We start from the raw sequence: 12,611 nt of genomic DNA on the forward strand, positions 1-12,611 counted from the left end.
GTTACAGGGGCAGTCACAAGCACGGCCCCGCCGCAGCAGGCGAGTCGCCAACAGAGCCACCGCCTGATCTCGGGTGCCCGTGCCAAAAGACCTCAAGGGAGACAACGATGGACTCAGCTGTTCAGCACGAACGCGTGTGGCTAGATGCTTACCCGCCTGGCGTTCCCGCCGACATCGATACGACACGCTACACGTCGCTGGTGCAGGCGTTCGACGAATGGATCGACAAGTACCGCGAACGCATTGCGTTCGTGAGTCTGGGGAGCGAAATCACCTATGGCGAGGTCGCCCGCCAGGCGTATGCCTTTGCCGCGTGGCTGCAAGCCCACGGCGTGCAGAAGGGAGAGCGCGTGGCGCTCATGATGCCCAATTGCTTCCAGTACCCGATCGGCCTGTTCGGCACGCTGATCGCCGGGGCCGTGGTCGTCAACGTCAATCCCCTGTACACCGTTCGCGAACTCAAACATCAATTGCAGGACAGCGGCGCACGTACGATCGTCGCGTTTGAGAACTTCGCGAAAACCGTGCAGGACGCGATCCCTGGCACCGAGGTGCGCCACGTGCTCGTCACGCAGATCGGCGACTTGCTCGGCACCGGCCTGAACGTCAAGGGACGCCTCGTCAACTTCCTCATGCGGCGAATCGCGAAGCAAGTGCCGCCCTACGATCTTCCGCAGGCGATCCCGCTGCGCCGAGCGCTCGCCGAGGGCGCAAAGCACACGCCTGCGCCGGTGCCCCTCGCGCGCGACGACCTCGCCTTCCTTCAATACACGGGGGGCACGACCGGCGTGGCCAAGGGGGCGATGCTGACGCACGGGAACGTGCTGGCCAACCTGTTGCAAACCGAGGCATGGGCCGCCGGCCAGCTCGACGGGGACATCGAGGTGAATCTGTCGCTGCTGCCCATGTATCACATCCTGTCGCTCACGGTGAACTGCCTGGTGTTCATGAGCCTGGGGGGGCGCAACATCCTGATTGCAAATCCGCGCGATGTGAAGAAAGTCGTCTACATCATCCGCAACGAGACATTCACCGGCGTCACGGGCGTGAACACTCTGTTCAACGGTCTGCTCGAGAACCAGGACTTCTGTGCGCGCGACTTCTCCCGGCTGAAGCTCTCGCTTGCCGGTGGCATGGCAACGCAACGTGCCATTGCCGAGCGATGGAAACAGGTCACCGGCAAGCCGATCATCGAGGGCTACGGCCTCACCGAATGCTCGCCCATCGTCACGATGAACCCGGTCGACCTCTCGCATATGGACGAGGTCGATTTCACCGGATCCATCGGTCTGCCCGCCCCGTCGACCGACGTGCGCTTCAAGCGCGATGACGGCACGTGGGCCGATCTCGGCGAGCCGGGGGAGTTATGCGTGCGGGGGCCGCAAGTCATGCGCGGCTATTGGCAGCGCCCGGAAGACACTGCCAACACGTTCGACGCCGACGGCTGGCTGATGACAGGTGACGTCGGCGTGATGGACGCGCGCGGTTACGTACGGCTCATCGACCGCAAGAAGGACATGATTCTCGTGTCGGGTTTCAACGTCTACCCGAACGAAATCGAGGACGTCGTGATGCTTCACCCAGGGGTTCGGGAAGCCGCGGTGGTCGGCGTGCCCGATCCGGTTGCCGGCGAGCGCGTGAAGCTCGTGGTCGTCGCAAAAGACCCCGGGGTGACCACCGAGATTTTGCTCGCCCACTGCCGCGAACACCTGACGGCGTACAAGGTGCCGCGCATCGTCGAATTCCGTGACGGCGAACTGCCCAAGTCGACCGTCGGCAAGATTCTGCGGCGCGAACTGCGCGCGCCGCTCGGTCACGCGTAAGGGAGACGAACAACATGCCCAAGCACCACGCGTTTCACGCCGGCCGCCTCGGCCGCGTCGCACTGGCCATCGCCTTGACACCCACGGTGCTCGTTGCCGGCGCGCTGAGTGCGTCGAATGCCCTCGCCCAGAGCAACGTCTCGTCGGATGCAGGCCTATCGGCCGTCACGTCCTCCGCCCGTGCGGCACCGCCCACGCCCCACGCGACGGCAAACACCGCTGTCGCGGATGCCGAGGTCGCCAAGCTGGCCGCCATGCCTGTCGCCGCGCAAGCCCAATGGCTGTCCCACACGATCAAGTCCGGCGAGTTGGCGAAGCTGAGCGACGACCGGATCGTCGCTCGCATGCAGGCGATCCACGCCGACGCGCTCGTGCGGTTTCTGAAGACGGAGTCGGCCGCGCTGCCCGAATACCAGTACGAGCTAACACGTCATGAACGTATCAATGACCAGTGGCAAACCACGCCCGACCGCATGCTCGTGAAGATTCGCGAGACGCCGTTGCAGATCTATGCGAAATGGCTGCCGGGCGGCGCCCACGCGGGTCAGGAAATCATTTATGACGAGACGAAGAATCCCAAGGAGATGTACGGCCATCTCGGTGGCATTTTCGGCTTCGCATCGATCTGGAGCAGTATCGACGGCCCGCTTGCGCGCTCGCAGTCCAACCATACCGTGCGCGATCTTGGCTTCGCGTTCATTGCCGAGCGAATTGCGCACGACGGCCGCAGCTTCCACGCCGAAGGACTCCCCGCGACGCCCGCAAGAATTTCGGTATCCGAATCGAACGGCATGCGCGTGCTAGCTCTGGAATGGGACGCCCCCGCCGGTCCACCGCAACATTACGCGTACAAGTCGCGCGTGCTGCTCGACCTGACGACCGGTCGTCCGCGCGGTATCGAAGCGTGGAATGCGTCGGGACAGAAGGTCGAGGAAATGCGCTTCGAGAAGGTGCGCAAGGCCTCGTGGACCGACGCAACGTTCGATCCGAAAAATCCCGACTATAAGTTCTGATTGCCCACTTGATGTCGGCGACGACTGGCACCGGTGGATCGCATCGGTGTGACTGTGCGCGACAAATGAACGACGAAAGCCCGCCACCTCTGAACGGAGGTGGCGGGCTTTCGCCCATGCGCACATCGGATGCCGGCATCCGCGAGGTCGCGAGCTCGCAGCAACGCCGGCCTGCCGGGGCCGATCAGGTCTGCGGCAGTTCGATCTTCACTTCGAGCACTTCCAGGTTGTCCTGGTGCTCAACGCTGACCTTGATGTCGTCTTGTGCGATCTTGACGTACTTGGAGATGACGGCGACCAGCTCACGTTGCAACGCCGGCAGGTAGTCCGCCGGCGGCGACGAGCCCGCGCGTTCGTGCGCCAGAATGATCTGCAGGCGCTCTTTGGCGACGGAAGCGGTCTTTTTCTTCTCCCCCAGGAGGAAAGACAGGAATGACATGGGCACTCCTTACTTCGAGCCGAAAATACGCTGCAACAGTCCCGGCTTTTGATAGTCGGTAAAGCGCATTGGCTTGTCTTCGCCCTTGAAACGGCTCACCACGTCGCGATACGCGTCAGCCACGTCGGTGCCGTCGAGATGAATGGCCGGCGTGCCCTGGTTCGAGGCATGCAGCACAGACTCCGACTCCGGAATCACGCCGATGAGCTTGATTCGCAGGATTTCCTGAATGTCGTCGAGCGACAGCATCTGACCGTCGTTGACCCGCTTCGGGTTGTAACGCGTGATGAGCAGGTGCTCCTTGATCGGCTCGCCGCCTTCGATGGCGCGCTTCGTCTTCGACGAGAGAATGCCCAGAATGCGGTCCGAATCGCGCACCGACGACACTTCGGGGTTCGTCACCACGAGCGCCTCGTCGGCGAAATGCATGGCGAGCAGCGCGCCCGATTCGATACCGGCCGGCGAATCGCACACGATGTATTCGAATCCCATGTCGGCCAGATCCTTGATGACCTTCTCGACGCCGGCTTGCGTGAGGGCGTCCTTGTCGCGCGTCTGCGACGCGGGCAGGATGAACAGGTTCTCGCAGGCCTTGTCCTTGATGAGCGCCTGATTGAGGTTCGCTTCGCCTTGAATCACATTGATCAGGTCGTACACGACGCGGCGCTCGCAACCCATGATGAGGTCGAGATTGCGCAGGCCGACGTCGAAATCGATGACTGCCGTCTTGTGCCCCTGCAAGGCGAGGCCGGCGGAAAAGCTGGCGCTGGTCGTCGTCTTGCCGACGCCACCCTTGCCAGAGGTCACCACAATCACTTTTGCCATCTGTCGATGCCTTCCCAAACTTGAGGATGAATTTAGCTACGAATCATTTGAGCCCGAGGGGCTCGAAAATCAGTTTGTCGTCTACCAGCCGCACCTGCACAGAACGCCCCTGCACATCAGGCGGCAGTGCATGCTCACCGGTCCGGTAGATACCGGCGATGGAAATCAGCTCGGGCTCGAGGCAGGTACAGAAGATGCGAGCATCGAGCTTGCCCTTCACGCCTGCCAGCGCCCGCCCCCGCAGCGGTGCGTAAATGTGGATATTACCTTCCGCGATCACCTCGGCCCCATAACTGACCAAATCGAGGATGATCAGATCGCCCTTCGCGTAGACCTGCTGGCCCGAACGCAACGGCTTGTCGATGATGGTCGAAGGGACGGCAACGGCGTCAGGCACCACCGGTTCCGATACCGCCTGGGCTGGCTCGACCGCCGTCTCGGCTGGCGCCTCGCTCTCCCGGGCCGGACGCGACAGGCGCCGCTCGTGGCTGTCGAGCCGTGGCAGTCCGTCCACCACCGCCCACTCGGCTTGCTCGGCGTTGGCGACCACCCCGATCGGCTTCATGCGGAATTCGGCCAGCATGTCGGCCAACGCGGGCACGGCAACGCGCTCGTCGCCGGTCAGGCGTCGAACGTCGATGGCGACCGTGTCGCCGGCAAAAAACTCCGGGGTCGCTTCGAAACGTTGCGACAGTTCGGTGCGCAGCGTCTCCAGTTGCGGCGTCTTGACCACGAAATGCAGGGTATCGATGGCACCGCTGCGTAACTCGAAGTACGGGGTTTTCTTTTGCGGCATGTCAGGTTGTTGTGCGCGAATTGCTGGCAAATTGGGCCATTCTACCGTCCCTTGACGAGACGCCAACCGCAAATCAACGGGTCGCCTCCGTCATTGACGGGAAAATCACTGTTGTCGCATTGCAGCATTTTGTATCATGAACCAACGGTTCCGACAGTAAGGAACGGGGGCTGCTGACATGCCAGTGACATGAGGAAGGGCTATGCTGGCAGTGGGAAAGTGTCGTAAGAGACGTGCTGCGAAGCAGCATCGAAAGTGCGAATTTTGTCGCGCAAGTGCCATATTCGTGACCTATCCTTAAATTCCCTGACGAGGGACCCCCTGTGGAACCGCAAACCGGGAGACGACGATGCTGAGTCATCATGAATTTGCCACCCTGATGCTGGTCAAGGACGCTCCTGAGCAAGTGGAGCATGATCGCCTGGACCTCGAGTCATTGCTCGAAAGCAAATTGATCGAATGGGAAGAGTTGGCGTCGGGTGAGAAGTCCCCGCGACTGACCGTCCAGGGCAAGTATGTCCTTCAGGCCGTTGCCTGAGCGCCCAGCCTGCTGTTGAGGTGTCCGTAAGATGTAAAAGCCCGCCGGAAGGCGGGCTTTTCATTGGGTGAGGGGATCGCCCCCTCGATACCTGCGCGCTCAACCGTGCCGGACGTCCCGAGAGTGACGCCGCCACGTGTGTCGCGCCGCCGGATGCTCCCGGCACCAATTGCGATCAACGAGCCACGCAACCGCCGCGCCGACGACCAGCACGATGATCAACATGGCAATCAAGCTCCCTGTCAGCATAGCGGCCTCCTAACTTCGACATGGCGGGATGGCACGCTTTCATTCTAGGCAATCCCTATCGAAATAGGTACCCGAAAGTGATCCGGGTATACCGTGTTTGCGCGACATCAAGCGCCTCGACATCATCGCGTTGCTCACCTGCTGCGACGCAACATATCGTTCGCTTTTTAATGGCATTTTTGCCGTCGAGACGCAGGATTCGCATCGTCGAGAGGCTCGCCGTCAGGCGATCGCACCGCCCGCGTCGATCAGCACGGTCGAACCCGTGGCACTCGGCGTGCCCGCCAGATAAAGAATCGTGTTGGCCACGTCCTCCGCAGCGACCACACGGCGCGCGGGCAAGCGCTCCGCCGCGTTGCGATACATCGCCTCGCGATCGGCCTCTGACAGCTTGTCCCATAGCGGCGTGACGGTGAGCCCCGGCGAGACGGTGTTCACACGCACGGGTGACAGTTCCAGTGCCAGCCCTCGCGCCAGCGCCTCGATGGCGGCGTTGATTGCGCCTTGAACGACCGACGACGTGCTCGGGCGCACGCTCAGAAAGCCCGACGTCAGCGTGAGCGAACCGCCGTCTTCAATGCGCGCATAGCGCGCGACGTGGTAACTGCCCCAAAACTTGCTGTCAAAGGCGGCATGCGCGTCGTCCAGCGAGAGCTTGCGCACCTGCCCGGTCGGGGTTTGCGCGGCCGAGACGACCACGTGTTGCCAGGGGGCGTGGTCGGCGAAGCACCGTTCGACGGCAGCCGCGTCTTCCGTGTCCAGTACCAGAGCGCGGGCGGTCGGGCCTAGCGTGGCAAGCGCGTCGTCGAGCTTCGCCTGACTACGCGAGGCAATGGTCACGGCCGCGCCTGCCTTGGCGAACGCCTGGGCGGCGGCACGACCAATGCCGGAGCTGCCGCCGATGACCAACACACGCTGACCTTCGAAATTGAACATGATGAAACTCCTGAAAACGATCGGAACGAGGGCGGAATCGCGCCACCTGCCGGTGGCCGCCGGTGGATTGACCGTCCAGCCCCGGCACGCGATGTCACGGCGCTATTGTGATACTCATCTCATGGAACGATAATCCCGTTGAAAACTGAATGACTCTCTACAATTCATTGAGAATCTGCACAAGATGATCGACCAGACGCTGGATCTCACCGTATTCGACCGTGTCGTTACCACGGGCAGCATGTCGGCCGCCGCGCGGGAGATGGGGCTGTCGCTTGCCGTCGTGAGCAAGCGGCTCGGGCTGCTCGAGCAGCGCCTTGGCGTTCGCCTGCTCAATCGCACCACCCGCAAACAGGCGCTCACCGACGAAGGGCAGGTGTTTCATACGTGCTGCCAGCGAATCCTCGCGGAAATTGCCGAGACCGAGCGGCTGATGACGCGACAGGCGGGCACCGTCGGTGGCGTGCTTCGCATCAGCGCGCCGCGCGCCTTCGGCCGTCGTCATCTGGCGCCGCTGCTGGTCGCGTTTCGCGAACGGCATCCCGCCCTGAAAGTGCATCTCGAACTCAGCGACCTATGGGTCGATCTGGTCGCGCACGGCATCGACGTGGCCATCCGCGTCGGCACCCTGCCCGATTCCAGCCTCGTCGCGCAGGAACTCGCCCCGAACTACCGCGTGCTGGTCGCGTCTCCGACCTATCTGGCGCGGCGTGGCACGCCGCATGACGCTGGCGATCTGCAACAGCATGACTGCATTCTGTTCGGCCACGCGCCGCACGGCGACTGGCGATTCGTGTGGCAATCCGAAACGTTGCGCATCCAGGTCCGCGATACCTACGTTGTCGACGATGGGGATACCGCGCACGAATTGGCGCTGCACGGTGCGGGCATCACACAGAAATCCATCTGGGACGTGGGGGACGATATCCAGGCGGGACGTCTTGCGCGCGTATTGCCCTCGCTGCAAATGCCGGCGTCGCCGCTGCATGCCGTGTATCCGCACAGCCGGCATCTCGCACCGCGCACACGCGCCTTCGTTGACTTTCTACGGGACGGGTTGCGCGCCGCATGGCGCTGGCCCCAGCACTAGGGATTCACGCCTTGCGCAGCGTCTGGCGTGTCTCCCCCACGGCGCGCTGCCTCGCGGCTTTCACTTGACGCCGTCGGTGTCGCGTCCGTTGAGCGCGTCACGTCCGGCGGCCAGCAATGCCTCCGAGAGCGCCGGATCTGCGCTGACGACCGCGCGCGACAGCACGAGCGTGCCCACCATTTGCGCGAAGCGCGCCATCGCCGCCCGATTCGCGTGCGCCCGACTCAGGCCTTGCTCGATACCGGCCTGGGTCATTCGCTCGATCATGTCGGCCAGCCCCTTCGCGTACCATGCTTGCGCTTCGTCGCCGATGCGCGGGGCATCCCCCGCAAATCCAGCCATCGGGCAGCCACACGCCACGTCATCGCGGTGCGCCATCGACAGATACCGCTCGACGCGCGCCGTCGGCGACAACACCGCCTCCGCCGCCGCGTCACCGCCTGCCAGCAGCCCGTTGCTCGCCGCCACCGCGCGCGACATCACGGCCGCAACCAGTGCGTCCTTCGACTTGAAGTGATTGTAGAAGCCCCCCTGCGTGAACCCCGCGGCCTTCATCAGCGCCGTCAGCCCCACGGCGTCAACGCCGTGCTCACGAAACAGCCGTTCCGCCGCCGCGACGATCGCCTCGCGGTTTTCCGCAGCCTGCTCTCTTGAAATTCCCATCCCCCGCTCCTCAGGACTCGCAACGCTCGTCCAGACGCGCTCACACCATCGAACTATCGTCGTCATCGACAAAGACAATGACGATCACCATTGACATATCGATGCCAGACTCGGCACAATGCGTCAACGATGACGATTACGATCACCATCGTCATGAAGTATAACCCAACGCTCACGTCTTCCACAGGGTCGACGTGACTCGATGACCCTGCTGGAGTTCTGAAATGAAGATCAAAGATGCCGTGGTATTCGTGACCGGCGCCAACCGTGGCCTGGGATTGGCGTTTGCGAAACAGGCGCTCGAACGTGGCGCGAAGAAGGTGTACGCCGGGTCGCGCGATCCGTCGAAGGTCACGCTGCCGGGGGTCATCCCGGTCAAGCTCGACGTCAACGACCCGGAGGCGGTGGCGGCTGCGGCAAGTCTGGCGGGCGACGTCACGCTGCTCATCAACAACGCGGGGATTGCACGCCTCACCGAAGGGCTGACCGGCCCGGGCGCCACCGAGCTGCTGCGCGAGACGCTGGAGACGAACCTGTTCGGCGTACTCGGCATGACGCAGGCGTTCGCCCCGGCCCTGGGACGCAACGGCGGTGGCGCACTGCTCAATGTCCTGTCGATCGTGAGTTGGATCAGCGCAGACGCGCTGCCTGAATACTCCATCACGAAGTCGGCCGCGTGGTCGCTGACCAATGGCTTGCGCAACGCGTTGCGTGCCCAAAATACGCAGGTGGTCGGTTTGCACGCAGGTTACATCGATACCGACCTGACTCGGGGGTTCGACGCCGACAAGCTCGACCCGGCCGACGTGGTGCGTCAGGCTTACGACGCCATCGAGGCAGGCGAAGAGGAGGTCTGCGTCGACGAAGGCACGCGACAAGTCAAGCAAGCGCTGTCGCTGGGCGTGTACCTGCAGGAACCGGCGGCGTAGCCACCAACGCTCAACCCGGCACGCCACGAAAAAACGCCGCGACACCCTCAGGGGCCTCGCGGCGTTCGTCGTCCTGCGGCAAGCGACGCCTGCGCGTCAGGCGGCCTTGTCCATCTGACCCATTTGACGCTCGCCGCCCAGCGCCTCGACCAGATCGTCGAGCATGCGGGCGAGCTCACCGGTCATGAGCGCGATGTCGGCGTCGAACTTCTCGGCTTCGCCTTCGGCCGTCGGATCGGCGGCATCCTTGATGACGTCGAGCGGCGTCACACGTTTGATGACGAAAGCGTCGGTCAGCACGAAGGAGATCCGGTCGTTCCACGTCATCGCCAGCCTGGTGCAGCGCTTGCCAGCCTCGATATGCTGACGCACGTCCGCCCCGTCGAGTGGGTGGCGCACATAGCGCACTGCCGCCTTCTCGTCGGTATTCGAGCGCAACTCCACGTCCTGGTCGACGGTGAAGCCGCCCGGCGCGTCATTGCCCGCGAGCCACGAGGTCATCATTGCCACGGGCGCCTCGTTGAGTTCCACGTTCTCGAGCGTGATGTCGAGCGTCTTGAGGAGCAGGCTGCGCACTTCGTCGGCCTTGGCGGGCGACGCGGCGTCGATCACGAGCCAGCGATTGGCCGGGTCGATCCACACGCGCGTGTCGCGGCGAATGCCGAATGCACGCGGCAGCAGTTCGTCGGTGACCTGCTCCTTGAGCTCACGCATCTGCTTGCGGCCCGGCTTGAAGCCTTGCTGCTCTTCCAACTCGACCGCCTTGGCGCGCGTGACCTGATTCACGACGGTGGACGGCAGCAGCTTCTTCTCGGCACGATAGGCGAGCAGAAACTGACGGTTGATGCTGTGCACCAGTTCGCCCCCCTCACGCGGCGGCGCCCAGCCCTGCACTTGCATTTCGAGGCTACCGCCTTCGCAGAAGGCGTGCTTCTCCAATGCCGTTTCCATTTGCGCGACGCTCATGGACCAACCGGCAGGAATTCGGTGCAACTGAAGATTCTTGAACCACATCGGCATCACCGCAAAAAGCAAAAGCCGAGATTTTACCAGTGCCGGGCGGCACGGCGAAATTCGGCAACGCGCATCGTGTCAGAGAAAGCGATCGAGGATCTTCCGGCTCGGCTTGTCGAGCGTGCCGGTGTCCCGAATCAGGAAGTGAATACCGTGGTTATCGGTAATGAGCAACGTCTGCCCGCCCAGGCGCCGAATGTCCTCTTCGCCGCGCAACACGAACGCCGCCTCGCCGCGATTCGTCTCGACGGTCCATGTGCTGGGCGTCGCGTAGGTCGAAACGCTCTTGATGCGCAACACCTCCGGCATGAATTCGCGTGCGGCGAGTTCGTCCTGCAACAGCGCGCGCATCGCGGCGGGCAGTCCGTCGAGCGAGTCGAGCCAGACCAGTTCGCGCCCCTCCTGACTCACAAGCGCGAGGCCGTCCTGCGGCGCCGCAATCGGAAACGCGCGCACGGGCACCACGCCTTCATGAGAGACGCCAGCCGCGTCGGTCAGCACCAGGCGGCCGAAGGCGTTACGAGACAAGGTGAAATCAATCTGCATGAGTGTCTTCGCGAACGTTCAGTTGGCGGAAAGCGGCTGGGCCGGTGCCGCGGTCACGGCCGCCAGCACGGCGGCGGCTTCGACCGTCTCGAGTGCCGCGTCGATATCCGTGTCGACGTTGCGTTGCTGGGCCTGGTACAGCGTGTAGTAAGCGCCTTCGCGGGCCATCAGCGCATCGTGGTTGCCCACTTCGACGATCTTGCCGCGATCGAGCACCACCAGCCGGTCGGCCTTGCGCAGCGTCGACAACCGGTGTGCAATGGCGATCGTCGTGCGGCCCTTGACGAGGTTGTCCAGCGCTTTCTGAATTTCCTTCTCGGTGGCCGTATCGACCGACGACGTCGCCTCGTCGAGAATCAGGATGCGCGGGTCGATCAGCAGGGCGCGAGCGATCGAGATGCGTTGACGCTCGCCGCCCGACAGCGCCTGTCCGCGCTCCCCGACAAGCGAATCGTAACCGTGCGGCAGACGCAGGATGAACTCATGCGCGTGTGCGGCGCGCGCGGCCGCCACGATCTCGGCGCGCGTCGCCTCCGGCTTGCCGTAGGCGATATTCTCGGCAATGGTGCCGAAGAACAGAAACGGTTCCTGCAACACCAGACCGACGTTGCGGCGGAAGTCCGATACCGGCAACGCGCGAATGTCCACGCCGTCGATCTGGATCGAACCTTCGGACACGTCGTAGAAACGGCAGATCAGATTGACCAGCGTGCTCTTGCCCGAACCGCTGTGCCCCACGAGACCGATCATCTCGCCCGGTGCGATGCGCAGGTCCATGCCCCGGATCACCGCTCGGTTGCCGTAGCGGAATCCGATGTCGCGCAGGTCGATGGCGCCCTTTACTTCCTTCAGGTGCACCGGGTTGACCGGCTCGGGAACGTTCGAGACGTGATCGAGAATATCGAAGATGCGCTTCGCACCGGCCGCGGCCTTCTGCGTGACCGACACGATACGGCTCATCGAATCGAGACGCGTGTAGAAGCGGCTGATATAGGTGAGGAACGCGGTGAGCACCCCGACGGTGATCTCGTGCTTCGAGACCTGCCAGATGCCGAAGATCCACACGACGAGCAGCCCCACCTCGGTGAGGAACGTGACCGTCGGCGAGAACAGCGACCACACCTTGTTCACACGGTCGTTGACCACCAGGTTGTGACGATTGGCTTCCTTGAAGCGCGCGACCTCGCGGTTTTCCTGAGCGAATGCCTTCACCACGCGAATGCCCGGAATGGTATCGGCCAGCACGTTGGTGATTTCCGACCAGATCCGGTCGACCTTCTCGAAGCCGTGGCGCAAACGGTCGCGCACCAGATGGATCAGCCAGGCGATGAACGGCAGCGGCAACAGCGTGACGGCAGCCAGCCAGGGATTGATCGACACCAGAATCACCGACGTCATGACGATCATCAGCACGTCGGTGGCGAAGTCGAGCAGGTGCAGCGAGAGGAACACGCAGATGCGGTCGCTTTCCGAGCCGATACGCGCCATCAGGTCGCCCGTGCGCTTGCCGCCGAAATACTCCAGCGAGAGGCGCAACAGATGCGAGTATGTCGCGGTGCGCAGATCGGCACCGATGCGCTCCGACACCTTGGCCAGCAGATACGTACGCGCCCAGCCCAATATCCAGGCGACCACGCCCGCCCCCATCAGGCCCGACAAATAAATTCCCACCAGGTGGTAATCGATCGGCTTGCCGTTCTGGAACGGGATCAGCACGTTGTCCATGAGCGGCATCGTCAGATACGGCGGG

13 protein-coding genes (1 of these 13 running past the window's edge) are annotated in these 12,611 nt (G+C 63.2%); 5 read left to right on the top strand and 8 right to left on the bottom strand.

Annotation, left to right across the window (positions count from 1 at the left end; genetic code table 11):
* The first annotated feature begins 107 nt into the window (after positions 1-107).
* Both BGP02_RS02785 and BGP02_RS02790 read left to right on the top strand, forming a co-directional pair.
* Entirely contained in the window at positions 108-1,823 is a 1,716-nt protein-coding gene (locus BGP02_RS02785) for an AMP-binding protein (protein WP_150562929.1), read from the top strand.
* Positions 1,824-1,837: 14 nt separating this feature from the next.
* Positions 1,838-2,836, top strand: coding sequence for a DUF1571 domain-containing protein (locus tag BGP02_RS02790; RefSeq protein ID WP_286797645.1), 999 nt, complete (start codon positions 1,838-1,840; stop codon positions 2,834-2,836).
* Positions 2,837-3,020: 184 nt separating this feature from the next.
* Here BGP02_RS02790 and minE read toward each other — a convergent pair whose 3' ends face one another.
* From minE to minC, 3 genes are read right to left on the bottom strand one after another with little or no spacing between them, the layout of a single operon-like run.
* On the bottom strand, positions 3,021-3,275 hold the full coding sequence (gene minE, locus BGP02_RS02795) for a cell division topological specificity factor MinE (protein WP_017234160.1): 255 nt from the start codon (positions 3,273-3,275) through the stop codon (positions 3,021-3,023).
* A gap of 9 nt (positions 3,276-3,284) precedes the next feature.
* A complete protein-coding gene (minD, locus tag BGP02_RS02800; RefSeq protein ID WP_017234161.1) occupies positions 3,285-4,100 on the bottom strand; it encodes a septum site-determining protein MinD in 816 nt (271 codons plus the stop codon).
* 43 nt (positions 4,101-4,143) lie between these two features.
* Positions 4,144-4,896 (bottom strand): septum site-determining protein MinC, encoded by a 753-nt coding sequence (gene minC / locus BGP02_RS02805; RefSeq protein ID WP_286797649.1) that lies wholly within the window; start codon positions 4,894-4,896, stop codon positions 4,144-4,146.
* A gap of 349 nt (positions 4,897-5,245) precedes the next feature.
* Here minC and BGP02_RS02810 point away from each other — a divergent pair, with 349 nt between their 5' ends.
* On the top strand, positions 5,246-5,434 hold the full coding sequence (locus tag BGP02_RS02810; RefSeq protein ID WP_017234163.1) for a hypothetical protein: 189 nt from the start codon (positions 5,246-5,248) through the stop codon (positions 5,432-5,434).
* A 471-nt stretch (positions 5,435-5,905) separates the two neighbouring features.
* Here BGP02_RS02810 and BGP02_RS02815 read toward each other — a convergent pair whose 3' ends face one another.
* Entirely contained in the window at positions 5,906-6,622 is a 717-nt protein-coding gene (locus tag BGP02_RS02815; protein WP_174975046.1) for an SDR family oxidoreductase, read from the bottom strand.
* Between the two features lie 181 nt (positions 6,623-6,803).
* On the opposite strand from BGP02_RS02815, the gene BGP02_RS02820 reads away from it, so the two are divergent.
* Positions 6,804-7,709, top strand: a complete 906-nt coding sequence (locus tag BGP02_RS02820) for a LysR family transcriptional regulator (RefSeq protein ID WP_017234165.1) — start codon at positions 6,804-6,806, stop codon at positions 7,707-7,709.
* Between the two features lie 60 nt (positions 7,710-7,769).
* Here BGP02_RS02820 and BGP02_RS02825 read toward each other — a convergent pair whose 3' ends face one another.
* Entirely contained in the window at positions 7,770-8,372 is a 603-nt protein-coding gene (locus tag BGP02_RS02825) for a TetR/AcrR family transcriptional regulator (protein WP_017234166.1), read from the bottom strand.
* Between the two features lie 224 nt (positions 8,373-8,596).
* Between BGP02_RS02825 and BGP02_RS02830 the strand changes: the two genes are divergently transcribed.
* A complete protein-coding gene (locus BGP02_RS02830) occupies positions 8,597-9,301 on the top strand; it encodes an SDR family oxidoreductase (RefSeq protein ID WP_017234167.1) in 705 nt (234 codons plus the stop codon).
* 96 nt (positions 9,302-9,397) lie between these two features.
* On the opposite strand, the gene BGP02_RS02835 is transcribed toward BGP02_RS02830, so the two are convergent.
* The 3 genes from BGP02_RS02835 to BGP02_RS02845 all read right to left on the bottom strand — a co-directional run.
* Complete coding sequence (locus BGP02_RS02835) at positions 9,398-10,315, bottom strand: recombination-associated protein RdgC (RefSeq protein WP_026131992.1); 918 nt, start codon at positions 10,313-10,315, stop codon at positions 9,398-9,400.
* A gap of 78 nt (positions 10,316-10,393) precedes the next feature.
* Positions 10,394-10,861 (bottom strand): cyanophycin metabolism-associated DUF1854 family protein, encoded by a 468-nt coding sequence (locus BGP02_RS02840; protein WP_017234169.1) that lies wholly within the window; start codon positions 10,859-10,861, stop codon positions 10,394-10,396.
* 18 nt (positions 10,862-10,879) lie between these two features.
* Positions 10,880-12,611: the 3' portion of a cyanophycin metabolism-associated ABC transporter gene (locus BGP02_RS02845; protein ID WP_286797657.1), read on the bottom strand. It continues 506 nt past the right edge of the window; only the last 1,732 of its 2,238 coding nucleotides appear in the window; the start codon falls outside the window, past its right edge; its stop codon occupies positions 10,880-10,882.

The organism is Pandoraea sp. 64-18, from assembly GCF_001899225.1.
GTDB classification, from domain to species: Bacteria; Pseudomonadota; Gammaproteobacteria; order Burkholderiales; family Burkholderiaceae; genus Pandoraea; species Pandoraea cepalis.

Bases quoted from the DNA above. Each gene is read 5' to 3' on its own strand.
- BGP02_RS02785 (WP_150562929.1), top strand. From the start codon at position 108: ATGGACTCAGCTGTTCAGCACGAACGCGTGTGGCTAGATGCTTACCCG.
- BGP02_RS02790 (WP_286797645.1), top strand. From the start codon at position 1,838: ATGCCCAAGCACCACGCGTTTCACGCCGGCCGCCTCGGCCGCGTCGCA.
- minE (WP_017234160.1), bottom strand. From the start codon at position 3,275: ATGTCATTCCTGTCTTTCCTCCTGGGGGAGAAGAAAAAGACCGCTTCC.
- minD (WP_017234161.1), bottom strand. From the start codon at position 4,100: ATGGCAAAAGTGATTGTGGTGACCTCTGGCAAGGGTGGCGTCGGCAAG.
- minC (WP_286797649.1), bottom strand. From the start codon at position 4,896: ATGCCGCAAAAGAAAACCCCGTACTTCGAGTTACGCAGCGGTGCCATC.
- BGP02_RS02810 (WP_017234163.1), top strand. From the start codon at position 5,246: ATGCTGAGTCATCATGAATTTGCCACCCTGATGCTGGTCAAGGACGCT.
- BGP02_RS02820 (WP_017234165.1), top strand. From the start codon at position 6,804: ATGATCGACCAGACGCTGGATCTCACCGTATTCGACCGTGTCGTTACC.
- BGP02_RS02825 (WP_017234166.1), bottom strand. From the start codon at position 8,372: ATGGGAATTTCAAGAGAGCAGGCTGCGGAAAACCGCGAGGCGATCGTC.
- BGP02_RS02830 (WP_017234167.1), top strand. From the start codon at position 8,597: ATGAAGATCAAAGATGCCGTGGTATTCGTGACCGGCGCCAACCGTGGC.
- BGP02_RS02835 (WP_026131992.1), bottom strand. From the start codon at position 10,315: ATGTGGTTCAAGAATCTTCAGTTGCACCGAATTCCTGCCGGTTGGTCC.
- BGP02_RS02840 (WP_017234169.1), bottom strand. From the start codon at position 10,861: ATGCAGATTGATTTCACCTTGTCTCGTAACGCCTTCGGCCGCCTGGTG.